The 18,016-nt window shown below is 42.8% G+C and carries 14 protein-coding genes; 5 read left to right on the forward strand and 9 right to left on the reverse strand.

Annotation, left to right across the window (positions count from 1 at the left end; genetic code table 11):
* Window positions 1-81: 81 nt before the first annotated feature.
* From carB to dapB, 3 genes are all read right to left on the reverse strand, one after another.
* Window positions 82-3,306, reverse strand: coding sequence for a carbamoyl-phosphate synthase large subunit (gene carB / locus BM329_RS03745; protein WP_092549119.1), 3,225 nt, complete (start codon window positions 3,304-3,306; stop codon window positions 82-84).
* 17 nt (window positions 3,307-3,323) lie between these two features.
* Window positions 3,324-4,490 (reverse strand): glutamine-hydrolyzing carbamoyl-phosphate synthase small subunit, encoded by a 1,167-nt coding sequence (carA, locus tag BM329_RS03750; protein ID WP_092549122.1) that lies wholly within the window; start codon window positions 4,488-4,490, stop codon window positions 3,324-3,326.
* A gap of 438 nt (window positions 4,491-4,928) precedes the next feature.
* Complete coding sequence (gene dapB, locus BM329_RS03760; protein WP_092549128.1) at window positions 4,929-5,750, reverse strand: 4-hydroxy-tetrahydrodipicolinate reductase; 822 nt, start codon at window positions 5,748-5,750, stop codon at window positions 4,929-4,931.
* Between the two features lie 458 nt (window positions 5,751-6,208).
* Here dapB and BM329_RS03765 point away from each other — a divergent pair, with 458 nt between their 5' ends.
* The 4 genes from BM329_RS03765 to BM329_RS03780 all read left to right on the forward strand — a co-directional run bounded on the left by BM329_RS03765 (window position 6,209) and on the right by BM329_RS03780 (window position 9,414).
* Window positions 6,209-7,054 carry a helix-turn-helix transcriptional regulator gene (locus tag BM329_RS03765; RefSeq protein ID WP_092549131.1) on the forward strand — a complete coding sequence of 282 codons (846 nt, stop codon included), beginning with the start codon at window positions 6,209-6,211 and terminating at the stop codon, window positions 7,052-7,054.
* A 221-nt stretch (window positions 7,055-7,275) separates the two neighbouring features.
* The gene (locus tag BM329_RS03770; protein ID WP_245759004.1) at window positions 7,276-7,935 is read left to right on the forward strand and encodes an AzlC family ABC transporter permease; all 660 of its coding nucleotides are present in this window, start codon (window positions 7,276-7,278) and stop codon (window positions 7,933-7,935) included.
* Window positions 7,932-8,243, forward strand: coding sequence for an AzlD domain-containing protein (locus BM329_RS03775; RefSeq protein ID WP_092549134.1), 312 nt, complete (start codon window positions 7,932-7,934; stop codon window positions 8,241-8,243). Before BM329_RS03770 ends, BM329_RS03775 begins: the two co-directional genes overlap by 4 nt.
* Before the next feature lie 13 nt (window positions 8,244-8,256).
* Window positions 8,257-9,414, forward strand: a complete 1,158-nt coding sequence (locus BM329_RS03780) for a hypothetical protein (RefSeq protein WP_218153252.1) — start codon at window positions 8,257-8,259, stop codon at window positions 9,412-9,414.
* Between the two features lie 396 nt (window positions 9,415-9,810).
* Here the strand turns inward: BM329_RS03780 and ispH are convergent, their stop codons facing one another.
* The 5 genes from ispH to ribF form a co-directional block, all read right to left on the reverse strand.
* Window positions 9,811-10,764: a 4-hydroxy-3-methylbut-2-enyl diphosphate reductase gene (gene ispH / locus BM329_RS03785; RefSeq protein WP_092549137.1), complete on the reverse strand. Its 954-nt coding sequence runs from the start codon at window positions 10,762-10,764 to the stop codon at window positions 9,811-9,813.
* Complete coding sequence (gene fkpB, locus BM329_RS03790) at window positions 10,745-11,215, reverse strand: FKBP-type peptidyl-prolyl cis-trans isomerase (protein ID WP_092549140.1); 471 nt, start codon at window positions 11,213-11,215, stop codon at window positions 10,745-10,747. Before fkpB ends, ispH begins: the two co-directional genes overlap by 20 nt.
* 291 nt (window positions 11,216-11,506) lie before the next feature.
* Window positions 11,507-12,013, reverse strand: coding sequence for a signal peptidase II (gene lspA, locus BM329_RS03795; RefSeq protein WP_092549143.1), 507 nt, complete (start codon window positions 12,011-12,013; stop codon window positions 11,507-11,509).
* Complete coding sequence (gene ileS / locus BM329_RS03800; RefSeq protein ID WP_092549146.1) at window positions 12,013-14,826, reverse strand: isoleucine--tRNA ligase; 2,814 nt, start codon at window positions 14,824-14,826, stop codon at window positions 12,013-12,015. The genes lspA and ileS overlap by 1 nt, the downstream gene beginning before the upstream one ends.
* 92 nt (window positions 14,827-14,918) lie before the next feature.
* Window positions 14,919-15,863, reverse strand: coding sequence for a bifunctional riboflavin kinase/FAD synthetase (ribF, locus tag BM329_RS03805; RefSeq protein ID WP_092549149.1), 945 nt, complete (start codon window positions 15,861-15,863; stop codon window positions 14,919-14,921).
* Between the two features lie 349 nt (window positions 15,864-16,212).
* Here ribF and rpsT point away from each other — a divergent pair, with 349 nt between their 5' ends.
* On the forward strand, window positions 16,213-16,473 hold the full coding sequence (rpsT, locus tag BM329_RS03810; protein ID WP_092549152.1) for a 30S ribosomal protein S20: 261 nt from the start codon (window positions 16,213-16,215) through the stop codon (window positions 16,471-16,473).
* A 90-nt stretch (window positions 16,474-16,563) separates the two neighbouring features.
* Here the strand turns inward: rpsT and nhaR are convergent, their stop codons facing one another.
* The gene (gene nhaR, locus BM329_RS03815) at window positions 16,564-17,490 is read right to left on the reverse strand and encodes a transcriptional activator NhaR (protein ID WP_092549155.1); all 927 of its coding nucleotides are present in this window, start codon (window positions 17,488-17,490) and stop codon (window positions 16,564-16,566) included.
* Between the last annotated feature and the right edge of the window lie 526 nt (window positions 17,491-18,016).

Genomic DNA, 18,016 nt, shown 5'->3' on the forward strand with positions numbered 1-18,016 from the left:
AAAAGCCCTGTTTGGCAATATAAGCAGGGCTTTTATTGTCTTCTTGTCCCGTCCTAAATGAGGGTATTTTATCTGTTCAATTTATTTCACAATCTTGGCATGCATTTCCTGTACAGAAATAACCCGCTCAGTAGGATCTGCACTCAGTGCCATAGTTGTTGCAAACCCCCCATTCAGCGTTGTGTCATAGTGCACTTTATATTGCAGTGCACTGCGACGCAGCAGTTTTGAATCTTCAATCGCCTGACGACCGGCGGTGGTATTGACGATATAGTCATATTCACCGTTTTTGATTCTGTCCTGAATATGTGGACGCCCTTCGTGAACTTTATTCACCAAACGTGGGTTGATGCCCGCTTCACCTAATACAATTGCTGTACCGTGAGTCGCATCAAGCTCAAAGCCTTGTTTAAGTAACTTAGCCGCTAAATCGACAATACGTCCTTTATCTTCCTCACGAACAGACAGCAATACACGGCCTTGTTTGCTCATGGTAGAGTTACTGCCCAGCATTGCTTTTGAGAAAGCTTCGGCAAAGGTACGGCCAACCCCCATCACTTCACCTGTAGAACGCATTTCTGGTCCCAGAATTGGGTCAACTCCCGGGAATTTATTGAATGGCAATACGACTTCTTTCACGGAGTAATAAGGTGGAATGATTTCCTTAGTTGCACCTTGTTGAAGCAGAGATTGACCTGCCATCACGCGTGCAGCCACTTTTGCCAGCGGCAGCCCCGTTGCTTTGGATACGAATGGTACAGTACGTGCCGCACGTGGATTCACTTCAATCAGGTAGACTTCGTTATCTTTCACCGCAAATTGGACGTTCATTAAACCACGGACACGCAGTTCAAAGGCCAGCTTTTCAACTTGCTGACGCATAACATCCTGAATTTCTGTACTTAAAGTATAAGCTGGCAGAGAGCAGGCAGAATCACCGGAGTGGACACCCGCTTGCTCGATATGTTCCATGATGCCGCCGATCAGAACGCGTTCACCGTCACAGATAGCATCAACGTCTACTTCAACGGCATCATCAAGGAAGCGATCCAGCAGAACCGGTGCATCGTTGGATACACTTACCGCAGTCTGGAAGTAACGGCGCAAGTCAGATTCGTCATATACGATTTCCATCGCGCGTCCACCCAATACATAAGATGGGCGAACAACCAGCGGATAGCCAATTGCATTACCTTTTTCAACCGCTTGTTCGATAGTGCTGACCGTCGCGTTAGCCGGCTGTTTCAGGCCAAGACGGTTAACAGCTTGTTGGAAACGTTCACGATCTTCTGCGCGATCAATCGCGTCAGGGCTGGTACCGATAATAGGTACACCCGCCGCTTCCAGCTCACGTGCCAGTTTCAGCGGAGTCTGCCCGCCATATTGAACGATAACGCCTTTTGGTTGTTCAACACGCACGATTTCCAGTACGTCTTCCAGTGTGACAGGCTCAAAGTAAAGACGGTCGGAAGTATCATAATCGGTTGAAACAGTTTCTGGATTACAGTTCACCATAATGGTTTCATAACCATCTTGACGCAGGGCCAATGACGCATGTACACAGCAGTAATCGAATTCAATGCCTTGCCCGATACGGTTAGGGCCACCGCCCAATACCATGATTTTTGGCTTGTCGTTATTCGGGTTCGCTTCACATTCATCTTCGTATGTGGAATACATGTAAGCGGTATCAGTGGCGAATTCTGCGGCACAGGTATCAACACGCTTATAAACAGGGTACAGCTTGTAATCATGGCGTAGCTTGCGGATTTCTTTACCAGAAATTCCCACGAGTTTTGCCAAATGTGCATCGGCAAAACCTTTGCGCTTGAGGTGGCGCAGGAAATCAAAAGTCAGGCCGTTTACGCCTTGCTCTGCAACTTGTTCTTCCAGACGAATCAACTCTTCAATTTGCACCAGGAGCCAGCGATCGATATTCGTCAGATTGAAGATACCGTCAACGGACATTCCCGCACGGAAAGCATCAGCAACATACCAAATACGCTCAGCTCCTGCATTTTTCAGTTCACTGCGGATTTTGGTCAGTGACTGTGGGTCATCCAAATTGACTTTTGGATCGAATCCGGTCGCTCCGACTTCCAGACCACGCAGCGCTTTCTGCAAGGATTCCTGGAAAGTACGACCAATTGCCATCACTTCACCGACAGATTTCATCTGAGTGGTCAGACGATTATTGCTGCCAGCGAATTTTTCGAAGTTGAAGCGAGGAATTTTCGTCACAACATAGTCGATAGATGGTTCAAAAGACGCCGGGGTACGTCCGCCTGTGATGTCATTCATCAATTCATCAAGGGTATAGCCGACCGCCAGTTTTGCTGCAATTTTCGCAATTGGGAAACCTGTTGCTTTGGAAGCCAGCGCGGATGAGCGAGATACACGTGGGTTCATCTCAATGACAATCAGGCGGCCATTTTTCGGGTTCACCGCAAACTGTACGTTTGAACCACCGGTTTCAACGCCGATTTCACGCAATACCGCCATAGAAGCATTACGCATAACCTGATATTCTTTATCAGTCAGCGTTTGTGCAGGTGCGACAGTGATGGAGTCACCGGTATGAATACCCATCGGGTCGAGATTTTCAATGGAGCAGATGATAATGCAGTTATCGTTTTTATCCCGCACCACTTCCATTTCGTACTCTTTCCAGCCAATCAGAGATTCATCGATCAGCAGTTCATTGGTTGGGGAGAGATCTAAACCGCGTTCGCAGATTTCTTCAAATTCTTCACGGTTGTAAGCAATACCCCCGCCTGTTCCGCCCATAGTAAAAGAAGGGCGAATGATGCAAGGGAAGCCAACGTCTTCGGCCACCGCCAATGCTTCTTCCATCGTATGTGCAATACCAGAACGGGCAGTATCCAGACCAATTTTTTTCATCGCTTTGTCAAAACGCTGGCGATCTTCTGCTTTATCAATCGCATCAGCAGTGGCACCAATCATGGTCACGCCGAATTCGGTCAGCACGCCCTGACGTTCCAGCTCCAATGCGCAATTCAGGGCAGTTTGCCCCCCCATGGTTGGCAGGATTGCATCCGGGCGTTCTTTTTCAATGATTTTGCGCACGACTTCCCAGTGAATTGGCTCAATGTAAGTTGCATCTGCCATTTCAGGGTCGGTCATGATAGTTGCTGGGTTCGAGTTCACCAGAATGACGCGATAGCCTTCTTCTCGCAGTGCCTTACAGGCCTGTGCACCGGAATAGTCAAATTCACAAGCCTGACCGATAACAATTGGGCCGGCACCTAAGATCAGGATACTTGTAATATCAGTACGTTTTGCCATTTTTTTTCTTCTCCTGATTATTTAGTGTTCTGAGCATTGGTCTGGCGATATTGTTCGATTAACTCAATAAAATGATCGAACAACGAAGCTGTTTCATGTGGGCCAGGGCTGGCTTCAGGATGCCCCTGAAAACTGAACGCGGGTTTGTCTGTGCGATGAATACCCTGCAATGTGCCATCAAACAGTGATTTATGCGTTACACGCAGGTTGGCTGGCAGTGAGCTTTCATCAACCGCGAAACCGTGGTTCTGTGCGGTGATCATCACAACATTGCGATCCAGATCTTTAACCGGATGGTTACCACCGTGATGACCAAATTTCATTTTCACGGTTTTTGCGCCACTGGCCAGTGCCAGCAATTGATGACCCAGACAGATACCAAATACAGGAATTTCGGTGCTCAGGAAGGTTTTGATTGCCTCAATAGCATAATCACAGGGTTCTGGATCACCCGGTCCGTTGGACAGGAAAATGCCGTCTGGTGCCATTTTCAGCACTTCATCTGCGGAAGTTTTTGCCGGTACAACGGTAACGCGGCAGCCGCGATCTACCAGCATACGCAGGATGTTACGTTTGACACCAAAATCATAGGCTACAATATGGTAAGGCAGTTCTTGTTCTTTGCGAGTTTCCGGCAGCCCATCTGTCAATGTCCAGCTTCCCTGTACCCACTGGTAAGATTGCGCCGTTGTGACTTCTTTCGCGAGATCCATGCCCTTCAAGCCCAGGAATGATTTTGCTTTTTCCAATGCAACTTCAACTTGGGCACCTGCTTCATTACCTGCGATGATACAGCCATTCTGCGTGCCTTTTTCTCTTAACAGGCGGGTCAGCTTGCGTGTATCGATATCAGCGATGGCAACAACATTGTGGCGTTTCAGATAATCAGACAGGTTTTCTTCACTGCGGAAGTTGCTGGCCACTAAAGGTAAATCACGAATGACGAGGCCTTGGGCTTGGATGGCAGGAGATTCTTCATCAGCGGCATTGATGCCGACATTACCAATATGGGGATAAGTAAGAGTAACAATTTGGCGGGAATAGGAAGGGTCGGTAAGTATTTCTTGATATCCGGTCATTGAGGTATTGAAGACCACTTCTCCAACAGCCACACCTTCTGCACCAATGGCGCGACCGTGAAATTGGGTTCCATCTTCCATAACCAATATAGCTGACTTAATCAAAACGCCCTCCAGAATGAATAATTAGTCTAACATATTGCATATTTATTCATTATTAATGTTTAAAATCAATATTAATCGTGATTTTTGTTAAAATTTTGGCAAATTGCGCGCATTCTAATGACGAGAGGTGGAGTTGTCTACAAAAAATGGCATTTTCATTGACTTTTTTACAGCGCTCAGCCCTAAATTAAGTAAATGCAGCTGAAAAAAATAAGGAAAGTAGGTATAAATAATCGATTAATATGAAAGAAAACTTTAAAATTAAAAAAAATGTGCTTTTTTTCTTACTTATCGAAAATAAGGCAATAAAAAGACACTCCGTTCCTATAAAAAAAGGAATTAATTTTTGTTTATTAAAAAAAACCATTTATAAGCCATTTAATTACAACTTTATTGTTTTTATTAATTGTATTTACAATGACTTATAGATTTTATTTATTAAATATTATCAAGATTCAGAACATCTTTCATATTATAAAGACCATGTTTTCTATCCATTAACCATATTGAAGCCTTAACAGCTCCATTAGCAAAGGTCATGCGGCTGGAAGCCCTATGACTAATCTCTATGCGCTCACCAATATCTGCAAATATCGCTGTATGTTCTCCAACAATATCTCCGGCTCGTATGGTAGCAAATCCGATGCTTTTCGGATCACGTTCCCCGGTATGGCCTTCACGGGCATAGACTGCACAGGTTTTGAGATCACGGCCCAACGCATTGGCGATGGACTCACCCATTGCAAGAGCGGTTCCTGATGGTGCATCAACTTTATGCCGATGGTGGGCTTCAATGATTTCAATATCAGTATACTCTCCCATCACGGTGGCAGCTTTTTCCAGCAATTTTAGTACCAGATTGACCCCGACACTAAAATTCGCGGCAAAAACAATGGAAATTTCACGGGAAGCGTCTTCAATAGCCTGTTTGCCGGCCTCATCAAAACCTGTCGTACCAATGACCATTGATTTGCGGTATTGTCGGCAAACAGCGAGATAAGTTAATGTACCTTCTGGACGGGTAAAATCGATCAATACGTCAAAATGTTCGATAACATGGTGTAGATCATCACTGATAATTATCCCGTTTTTACCGATACCCGCCAGTTCTCCGGCATCAGTTCCCACCAATGAAGAACCGGGACGTTCCAATGCTGCACCAAGTGTAACGCCATCCAGTTGCTGGACAGCCTGAATAAGATTGCGTCCCATGCGCCCACTCGCGCCGACAATAGCAATGCGAATATCTGTATCAGCCATAAGGCCCTCTCTGTAAATCGTTTTTAACTCAAGTAGCCAAGAAAATTGCTTTACAGCTTAACTGTCAGGAGATGGCTGCACCAGCCTTATAGTCAGACAATTAGAAAAACAGGGATCAGGCAGGAAATTATAAAAATGACTAAACAGCTAAGTATTCTAACTAAGTGTTCTAACTAAGTGACTGGAGTAAGTGAACGCAGCCAACAAAGCAGCAACTTGAAAGATGACGGGTATATCAGATTTGATAGTGCAATATTATTATAATATGTATCGTTAATTTTCAGAGTTTGACAATAAATTATAAAACACGTTTACTTCAATTTGAGTAGCAATTTTATACAAAAATGGGTAACTGTTTTATCAATTTCCTTTCAGTATAAGAATAGGTTTCAATTTATAATTATACCCAATGGATTTTGAGCGGTAATCTGAAAGACGAAAGCTATAGGTGATTATTGATGGTTGAGCAGGAAAATGTAAAAGAAAGTACCCATTTCTTTCATCTGAAAGAATTTAATGGATTGGAGATGCTCAGGGCAAAATACCATAATCAAGTGTTTTCCCGCCATGTGCATGAAGCTTTTTGTATCGGTGTTATGGAAGAAGGAGCCCAGCGTTTTCACCGTACGGGAATAGAACATATTGCACCTAAAGGCGATATTATTCTGATCAACGCAGATGAAATCCATACAGGATCTTCTGCTGTACAAACGGGATGGTCATATCAGGCAATATACCCATCACCTGAACTACTGTGTTCATTGTCACGGGATTTTAAATACGCAAGTGGTTCAATCCCTTGGTTTCCTTCTGCTGTTGTACACGATCCCGGTTTATCCGAGCAGTTGCTTATGACGTTTAATCTCTTGGTTCAGAATGGCAATACTTTGCTCAAAGAAACTATGCTGCTTTCTTCACTTGCCTGGTTAATCATGCGATATGGTCAGACATATATTACTGGGCCGGAATTATCGGATGCAGAAAAACAGATATTCGTGATCAAGGAATATATTGATGCTTATGCAGAAAATGATATATCTCTCAATCAATTAGCGGAAATGACACAATTGAGTCCATGGCATTTTTTACGGCAATTCAAGAAAATCATCGGGGTAACCCCACATGTTTACCTGATCTTAGCTCGTTTACGCATGGCGCGAAGGTTATTGATTGAAGGGAATTCCATATTGAATGTTGCCATCCGCTGTGGTTTCTCAGATCAAAGTCATTTTAACCGCCATTTTAAAAATGCAGTGGGTATTACTCCCGGTATGTTTGTACGTTCCTTGCAAAAATCTTATTAACTTCTTTAAGAAGTTTTCCCTCTAAATAATTTTATCAGTGAATTAACAAATTATTTAACCGCAATTTTATTCAATATTCCGGCTTTAACTATTTGTAAGCTAATTTTCTAATGACTAGCTTTCAACTTATTGATGTAGATTACATTATGGAAAAATCATTCTCCGATCCGAATATTGATATTCAGTCGAAAGCTTCTCCCTGGAGGGGGTTTTGGTCAGGCATGTATAATATGTTGCCGCTTTGCTTATCAGTTATCCCTTGGGGGATATTGGCAGGTTCTGTTGCTGTACAATCTGGCCTGACTTTAGGTCAAAGTATTAGTATGTCAGCTATTTTATTTGCAGGGGCGGCACAGTTAGTGACTCTGGGGTTATTGTCATCAGGTGCGAGTATATTTACCATTATTATTTCTGTCTTCTTTATTACAGCTCAGCATTTTCTATATGGCTTGACATTGCGTGAATATGTTGCGGTGTTAAAAGCTCGTTATCGATTGCCAATCGGCTTTTTACTAACAGACGAGTTATTTGCCCTCAGTAGTGCCCAGAAAAATAAACAGATTTTAACGCCTGGTTATATGATTGGTGCTGGTTTATGTTTTTATTTGTGTTGGAATCTGTTTAGTTTGTTGGGGATTCTCATGGCTTCCTCTATCCCTGATCTTGCAAAATATCATCTGGATTTTTCTATTGTTGCCACGTTTATCACTATTGTTGTACCTATGATTAAAAAGCTTAGCGTGATATTAGGTGTTTGTTTTTCTTTATTTTTATCTATGTTGTTATCTTACTTGCATGTTGAGGGGGCAATTATTATAGCAGGTGTGAGTGGCATGTTCTTTTCTGTATTTATTGCTAGATTGGCGAAAGAATCAATATGAGCTGGACATTGATTTTTATTTTAGCCAGTATTGTTTTTTTAAATAGATATATTTTTTTAGAACCTAAAATGCCGGTAAAGTTACCAAGAATATTAAATGAGTCACTTAAATATTCCGCACCGTGCTTACTTATTGCAATATGTGGGCCTATTATATTAATGGAACATGGAGAATTAAGAAAGTTACCCAATAATCCGTATCTATGGGGAGCGTTGCTGACGACTATATTTGCTTTTTTTATTCGTAATATTGTTGTTTGCGTTATTGTTAGTCTGATCGCGTTTTATATTTTATCCGTTATCTTATAGATAGGAGGGAATTATGAAAACAGGAAACGAAGTTTATAAGGAGTCTACTGATATTCGAAATACTTATAGAATCTTACCTTTTCAAGGCGCATGGACTTGGCTGACGGGAAAAGATATTCCTGATAGGAGGCCATTATGGAAATCAAGTTCTATTGAAATGATTTTCTGGTCAATTAGCTGGATTGTGGTTGGTACATTACTTATCCACTGGTCGCTTACCAGCGAAATGTCACTGTTTTTTACCATTGTTATCTATATCATAGGTGTTTTATTTTCTGCTTCAGGTGCCAGGTATGTTGTTGCCACAATTATTCATCAAGGCGTGCATGGCAATTTACTATCAATTCAAACAGGTAATAAAATACTATGCGAAATTTTTTCAACAATATTGATTACCCAACCTTATGATTCATATCGTAAATTTCATATCTATGAGCATCATGGCAAAGATTTTTCAACAATAGAGGATAAAGATCTCGCTGCAATATATAAATTAGGCTTTATCCCTGGAAAGTCTAAAAACCGGCTTTATCTGAATTTACTTTTAACTTTACTTAGCCCATATTTTCATTTGTCATATTTTATCGGTAGAACTAAATCAAATTTAATAGGCGTTCCAAAATATAGATTTATTATGACAATCATTCAACTCATGGTATTAGGTTATCTAATTTGGTATTTAGGTATCGTTTCTTTTCTTCTCATGATCATTGTTCCTTATGTAATAGTTTACCAAATCGCATCATTATTACATTTAATAACAGAGCATGTTTGGTTATTACGTAAAGAAAAAGAAACTATTCGTGATAGTCATATCAATAATTCTCTAGGTCGTTTCTGTGGTTCACCTTGCCCCAAGAGTTTTGCCTTAAAATATTGGCCTCAGTGGGTAATTTGGTCTATCGCACACTTATTCTATCATCTGCCTATTAGAATGCTGGTAGTACAAGGGTCACTCGTATGCCATGACTGGCATCATCGAGTAAGTAGTGTGAAAGACTGGTATAATTATGCGGCACTAAGGGAAGCTGATGCTGAAAAATTAGCGAAAGAAGGTCGTTATGATTACACCGAATTTTGGGGTTTTCATCATTGTTTGGATTATGTATTAACAATGATAAATCAGGCTGAATCAGTAGAGATTGGTGATTTTAAATATAGACTTAATTAAAATAAAACATCATTAAATAGTAATGTAAGAAATAATTAACGTTAGTTCATTAACAACAATAATTTATTATTAATAAGGATTTTTATCTAATGGATAAATCGTTAGGTCTATCATTAGTAGATTAGATTATTATGATAGACCTATTTGATATTTCATCGACAGAGTTATTTCAAAAGTTATTGGTAAATTAGTTATTATTACCTACCTATTCTTCTGCCTCTGGCAATTCGTATGAACATCTTTTAGGTATTACTTTATTTGAAACGGCTTTTTGTCGGAAAATTATATTGGAATCCATTACTGACAACTGTAACTATCAACCGAAAATTTCCAACTCGAAAAAGCCGAGTTGGAGTTTACATATGCTGAAATTATTGCCCTCAAGCGAATCCAGTGTTAATTTACTTCTTTCACTTCAACACGCAATTCTTTTGGTACTTCGAAGACAATATTTTCTTCACGGCCACTCAATTCGTTAACTGTTTCTGCGCCAAGAATTTTCAGGCGATCAATCACTTGTTGTACCAAAATATCAGGCGCAGATGCGCCCGCTGTGACACCGACTGCATTCACACCTTTGACCCACTCTTCTTGTATATCACCCGCAGAATCAATCAAATAAGCAGGTTTTCCCACACGTTGTGCAAGTTCGGCCAAGCGATTTGAGTTTGATGAATTTTTGGAACCAACGACTAAAACCACGTCAGCGCCATCAGCCAAATCACGCACTGCTTCCTGACGGTTGGTTGTGGCATAACAGATGTCATCTTTGCGTGGGCCGACAATATTCGGGAAACGGGCATTGAGTGCATCAATCACTTCTGAAGTGTCGTCGACAGAAAGTGTGGTTTGTGTCATAAAACAGAGGTTATTTTCATCTTTTACTTGCATTTTCCACACATCTTCCGGGGATTCCACCAGATACATGCCACCTTCAGAGTTATTGTATTGGCCCATAGTGCCTTCCACTTCCGGGTGACCTGCATGTCCAATTAGAATCGCTTCTTTACCTTTGCGGCTTGCCCTCGCAACTTCCATATGAACTTTAGTTACCAACGGACAGGTTGCATCAAACAGCATGGTGAGATGACGGGAGCGGGCTTCCGCGCGAATGGCCTGAGAAACGCCATGTGCAGAGAAAATCAGAATGGCACCATCAGGCACTTCTGAAATTTCTTCAATGAAGATAGCCCCACGCTTTCTTAGATTATCGACGACATAACGGTTATGTACGACTTCATGGCGAACATAAATCGGAGCACCGTATAGTTCCAGCGCCCGTTCTACAATGCTGATGGCACGATCAACACCAGCACAAAAACCACGAGGGTTAGCCAGCAATATTTGCATGGGTTTCCTCCCGCTGAGGGTCAATTTTTAACACTTCAATTTCAAAAGTGATATTTTGTTCAGCCAGTGGATGATTAAAATCAACAGTGATAGAACCTTCAGCCACTTCTTTGATAAATCCCGGCATTTCACTGCCGTTCATAGCTGTAAATAACATGATGGTTCCTGCTTCCGGGATACCGGAGTCAGCAAAATCACGTGGAGTGAAGTACTGCACTAAGTCAGGGTTGTGTTTACCAAAAACGGTTTCCCCTGCCAGCGTGAATTGATGTTTATCACCGATTTTCAAACCAAGAAGCTGCTGTTCCAGAGGGGCAGAGAGGCTACCATCACCAAGACGGAATAATGCTGGCTTGCCTTGACTGTAAGTCGAGTCTGCCGTTGAGCCATCATCCAGTTTTAATGTGAAGTGTAATAAAACCACACTGTGCATTTGCACCTGCATTGACATGTTACTCAAACCTTATATTGTGAATGATTGCAAGTATACCGGCATTGGGTATATACCCGTCGTCTTTCAAGTTGCAGCTTTGTTGGCTGCGCTCACTCACCCCAGTCACATAGTTAGGCTATGCTCCTGAGACTCATTCCCTTGCCGTCGCGCTGCATCTTGAAATCCATTGGGTATAGATGAAATTACCAGCCCCAATTTTGTTAACCGGGGCTGGTTTATTATCATTTTCAATGACTATATTTTCCTCAATGGCTGTTTTTTCTTCAATAGCTATGTTTTCTTCAATGACTAAGTTTTCGATACTGATTTTTTGTCATCTGGGCTGATAAAGCTCTCGATGATAATGAGAGCTGCCCCGATACAGATTGCTGAATCGGCGATATTAAAAGTAGGCCAGTGCCATTCCCCGACATAAAAATCGATGAAATCGATAACAAAGCCATGTACCAGACGATCAAACAAATTCCCCAATGCCCCACCAATCACTAAGGCGTAGGCGATATTGCTCAGTTTTTGCTTGGCACTGGAACGATACATCATCACCAGAAGCACAACAGTGATGGATATTGCCACCAAAGCAAAGAACCAGCGTTGCCAGCCACCTTTGTCTGCCAGAAAGCTGAAAGCCGCACCAAAATTCTGGGCATACATCAGATTAAAATAAGGTATCAATGGGATAGATTCATACAACGTGAAATACTGCAACACGAAGTGTTTGCTTCCTAAATCCAATATTAATACCACAACAACCAGCCAAAGCCAGCGGAGTCCAGTGGAGCAAATGGGTTTATTCATCAGGCAAATTTACGCTCTTCACCGTTACCGGCAACGTTAGTCACACAGCGGCCGCAAAGTTCTGCATGTTCCGCCACCACTCCCACATTTGTAGCATAGTGCCAGCAGCGTGGGCATTTCTCGCCGACAGCTTTGCGGAAAGCTACTTTTAGGCCAGCCAGATCGCTTTGTTGGGCGGTGTCTCCGGCTGTAGTGTAAGCAGCGACTTCAGCTTGAGAAGTCAGTAGTACAAAACGCAATTCGTCGGACAGTTTGTTGAGTTTTTCTGCCAGCGCTTCATCTGCATAGAGTGTGATAGCCGCTTCCAGTGAACTGCGGATATGTTTATCAGCACGAGCCTGTTCCAGAACTTTGTTGACTTCACCACGTACTGCCAACAGATCTGCCCAGAAAGTATCGTTCATATCTTCGCCGTCAGCCAGGCCAAACAGCCCTTCATACCACTCTTCGGTAAAGACATATTGAGCACGTTCGCCCGGCAATTCATTCCAGATTTCGTCAGCAGTAAAGGAGAGGATTGGTGCCATCCAGCGAACCAGTGCTTCTGCAATATGGAATAATGCGGTCTGGCAGCTACGGCGGGCAAGACTATCACCTTTTGCGGTGTACTGACGATCTTTGATGATATCCAAATAGAATGAACCCATTTCCACGGAGCAGAACTGCATCAAACGCTGAACCACGGAGTGGAAATCATATTCACCATAGTATTTGAGGATATCAGCCTGTGCCGCTTGAGCACGACCTACTGCCCAGCGATCCAGAATAACCATCTCTTCTGTTTTCACCCTGTGTTGCTCAGGATTGAAGCCATTCAGGTTTGCCAGCAGGAAGCGGGCAGTGTTGCGGATACGGCGGTAAGCATCAGCGGAACGTTTCAGGATTTCATCAGAAACCGCGATCTCACCAGTATAATCAGTAGATGCTACCCATAAGCGCAGGATATCCGCACCCAGTTTGTTCATTACATCTTGTGGGCTGACGGTATTACCGATGGATTTGGACATTTTGCGTCCTTGCTCATCAACGGTGAAGCCATGAGTCAGCACTTGACGATAAGGTGCTTTGCCTTTGATAGCAGTAGACAACATTAGAGAAGACATGAACCAGCCACGGTGCTGGTCGGAACCTTCCAGATAGAGATCAGCTGAATTACCGTTGAATTCTGAACGTGCATCAACAACGGAAGAGTGGGTACTTCCTGAATCAAACCAAACATCCAGTGTATCTTGAGCCTTGATGTAATCAGCGGCTTCATCACCCAACAGTTCTGCTGAATCCAGATCCCACCATGCCTGAATTCCATCCACTTCAACCCGTTTGGCAACCTCTCCGATCAATTCGACAGTGCGCGGATGTGGTTCTTGTGTCTCTTTATGAACGAACAGGGACATCGGTACACCCCATGCACGCTGACGAGAGATACACCAGTCCGGACGGTTTTCGACCATTGATTCAATACGTGCTTGACCCCAGCCTGGAATCCACTGTACCCCTTTGATTTCTTTCATTGACTGGGTACGCAGACCGTTCTGATCCATGCTGATAAACCACTGTGGTGTTGCACGGAAGATGATCGGCTTTTTATGGCGCCAACAGCAAGGGTAGCTGTGCTGAATTTTGTTCAGGCTCAGTAGTGCGCCTTTTTCTTTCAGCAGTTCAACGATGATATCGTTCGCTTTGAAAACAAACATGCCATCCAGTGACGGATATGTACCAGAAATATAGCAACCATTCGGGCCAACCGGATTAGCAATTTCAAGACCATATTTCAGGCTGATGGAATAGTCATCAGGGCCATGACCACCGGCGGTATGCACTGCACCGGTACCTGCTTCCAGTGTAACGTGATCACCGAGGATAGCAGGAACATCGTAGTCCATAAATGGGTGCTTAAAGCGCATCAGTTCCAGATCAGCACCTGTACAATCGCTGACAACTTCCCATGAAGTAATACCCGCCCGTTGCATAACCTGTTCGACCAGTTCAGCCGCCAGAATCAGGCATTCGTTATCAATTTTAACTAATTGGTAGGTGATTTCTGTATTTAATGAAATTGCACGGTTTGCCGGCAATGTCCACGGCGTGGTTGTCCAGATAACCAGAAAAACTGGCAGACCTTGTGGTTTTACACCAAATTTGGCGTATACGGCATCAGCATCAACAGCAGGGAAACTGACATCAATGGAAGGGGAGGTCTTATCGTAGTATTCCACTTCGGCTTCAGCGAGGGAAGAGCCGCAATCAGTACACCAATGAACAGGTTTTACGCCTTTCAGCAAATGACCATTTTTGATGATACGACCCAATGCACGAATGATGTCTGCTTCAGTTTTGAAATCCATCGTCAGGTAAGGTTTATCCCAGTCGCCCAGAACGCCCAGACGTTTGAAGTCGGTTTTCTGTGCTTCAACCTGAGTCATGGCATATTTACGGCACTCAGCACGGAATTCAGCGACGGAAAATTTTTCCCCTGGCTTACCGATGATTTGCTCAACCTTGAGCTCAATTGGCAAACCATGGCAGTCCCAACCTGGAATATAAGGCGAATCAAAGCCTGATAATCCTTTGGATTTAATAACAATATCTTTGAGAATTTTATTAACTGAGTGACCAATATGAATATTGCCATTTGCATAAGGAGGGCCGTCATGCAAAATAAACGTTTTCTTACCAGATTTTGCTTTTCTAATTGCCTGATACAAACCTTCTTTGTACCAACGTTTCAACATATCTGGTTCGCGCTTGGCTAAATCCCCGCGCATGGGGAACCCTGTTTCCGGTAAATTCAGGGTGTCTTTATAGTCACTCATTATTGATTCTCAGTTCCAATTTTCCGCTATATCCCTTGTCTTTCATGTTGCTGCCTTTATTTTGTTGGCTGCAATTTGAAATTCATTGGGTATCAGGTATATGACTCGGATCGCTGCAAGAGATAATCCCTTGCGGCAACCACATCATTTGCAATTTGCTGTTTTAGCGCATCAAGCGAAGCAAACCGCTGTTCATCACGCAATTTTTTGCGTAATACCACATCGATATGATGCCCATACAAATCCATTTGGGTATCAATCAAATGCACTTCAAGCTGCTGGCTTTGGCCGGCAACTGTAGGACGATTACCTATATTTGCAACACCCGGCAAAGGGGTATCGCCCAATCCGTGGACTTCAACAGCATAAACGCCCTTAACTGGTGCCACTAAACGTTTTAATGGCAGGTTGGCTGTGGGAAACCCGATGGTACGTCCCAATCTATTACCATGAACAACTCTGCCACTTATGCTGTAAGGATGTCCCAGTAATGTTTCAGCCAATGCCAGATCATTACTTTGCAGTGCCTGACGAATGGCTGTACTGCTGATCCTAAGACCGCTGTCACAAAAACTATCTGTGCTGGCGACATCAAACTTGTATTGTTTACCTGCCTGCTGCAAATAATGGCAATCTCCGAAGCGATTCTTGCCAAAGCGGAAATCATCACCTATTGCCAGAAACTTAACACCCAGTTTTTCAACAAGCAACTTTGAAACAAAGGCTTCTGGTGAGTTGGATGCAAAATACTTGTCAAATTTTACGCATAACAGATAATCAACGCCATTTTGGGCCAGATATTTTATTTTATCTCTCAGTCTCGTCAGGCGGGCTGGTGCTTTATCTGCCGCAAAAACTTCCAAAGGCTGCGGTTCGAAAATCATGACCATCGTCGGTAATCCGAGACGTTGCCCTTCTTGCTTCAAGTGTTTTAATAAAGCCTGATGCCCCCGATGGACACCATCAAAATTACCAATCGTCAGCACGCAACCATGGTGACGCGACCGGATATTGTGTATACCGCGAATTAGCTCCATAGCTGGCTCAATACCGTGGAAATTGCCGGATTATACCTTGTACAAAGCTCAAGGTTAACCCACGATCACAAAGGGTTTTAATTAATAACCTGATTCATACAATAAAAATAGGCCAGATGCCCGAAAAATATTTAATTTATCTCATTTCTCTGAGATTCATTCTGTTTTTTTCTTGCGAAGGTCTGTATTCCCTCTCAGTAAGCTGATAAAATCCTGCGCTATCACAACGTAACCAGCGTCGCCGTACAACGACGCTTATTTGCACAAATCCATTGACAAAAGAAGGCTGAACAGGCATATTCCTCGGCCTTTGAATTGTCCTCAATAGAATATATTTGGGAGTTGGCCCTTGGCTAATATCAAATCAGCTAAGAAACGCGCTGTACAGTCTGAGAAACGTCGTCAGCACAACGTAAGCCGTCGTTCTATGGTGCGTACTTTTATCAAGAAAGTATACGCGGCTATCGCTACTGGCGATAAAGAAACTGCGCAGAAAGCATTCAATGACATGCAACCAATTGTTGATCGTCACGCCTGCAAAGGTCTGATCCACAAAAATAAAGCAGCACGTCATAAGTCTGCTCTGACAGCGCAAATCAAAGCAATGTAATTATTTGTTTTGGTTATGCTAAAAAAAACCGGCTATAAGCCGGTTTTTTTGTATCTGCAGGTTTTAATTTAAGGTCTTAATATTCTGGTTCTAACGTAATCTTTCAGGACTACTTTTGGGAGGTGAGCTAAATAAAGTCGAGAAATCTTTATTACATACTCGCTGAACTGCCGGATGTTGGATCATACGCTCTGCAAAAATGACGTAATACTCTTCCTGTACAGTATCCAGCCGGCCTATTTCGACGATATCACTATCAGCAAAAATGTCATTGGCATAGAAGGAAGGCGCAATGAAAATAGCGTTATGGTACATACCAAATGCTTTCATCAGTGCGGCATCATCAAATTCACCCAGGACCTCAACCTGAAGGTTTTTATTGCGTATCCATGTCAGTAGCTTTCTGCCCAGCATGGAGCGGCGACCAGGGATCAGCAAACGGCGCTCTTCCAAACATTCTGGAAACGGTTTTTCTGGGATTGGTTGACGGCAGTAAAAACTGATTTTACATTCGCCCAACTTCACTGAGAATAACCCTTCTTGCTGAGAAGAATCCACCGGACAATCTGACAGGATCATGTCCAATTTATGCTGGCTGAGTTGTTCAAGCAGCATTTCATGTGTTGATTCAAAACAGCGTAAGTGAATTTTCTCATGTTCCACAACAGCGGTTTCCAGCACTTTGCTGACTAAACGCTTGGACAGAGCATCAGCGACACCGACATCAAACAGTAGATTTGATTCTCGGCTGTAAGTAACGATATCAAGCATTTCCTGACTGAGCGTAAACATTTTATCCGCATAACGGAAAATCAATTGTCCCAGTTCAGAAGGTACTAAACCTCTTCCCTGTCTTTTGAATAATTTTCCATCCAGACGTTCTTCCAGTGCCTTGATCTGCCCAGTAATGGTCTGTGGTGTCAGATATAGCGCCTCTGCTGCACCCACAACAGAACCTTCCTTGCAAACATGCCAAAAATAGTAGAGGTGGTTAAAGTTTAAATGTGAAACCTGCATATATTTATCCTTGTGTATGCCTCTTTATGTTGTGGTCAGTAACTTCCGGACACTTTTTTAGCCTCTTCCCACTGCCTTTCATATTCAACGGGAGAAATGCCTTCATTAAAACTATTGTGAATAACTGATTATCCGGGCAGGTGAAAACCCTGATTTAACGCACTACCTGGGGGAGATTGCGAATTTTGCTTCATTTTCCAAATGAATGGACAATGATAAGCCACTGACGGATTTCAATCCTAAATATGGAAAGATACTAACTCAGCTTGCGTGAAATTAGTATCTTTGGTAATTGATGGATATAAATATGGATATGTGTGTGATTATGGCGCGGTTACCTTCGTGAATGCTAATTTCAAGTACCAATAACACTCATAAAGATGCTTTATTAATAAGTTAAATAAGCGTATATGACCATTCAAAAAGTCCGATTCTGTGATAACTGTCATGGCTATTGTGGTTGTTCGTTTCGTTTTTGAGCGAAAATATACGATAATGAGATCTGCACCCCAAAGGTTGGACGCTA

This window comes from Xenorhabdus koppenhoeferi, from assembly GCF_900116635.1.
Lineage (GTDB): Bacteria > Pseudomonadota > Gammaproteobacteria > Enterobacterales > Enterobacteriaceae > Xenorhabdus > Xenorhabdus koppenhoeferi.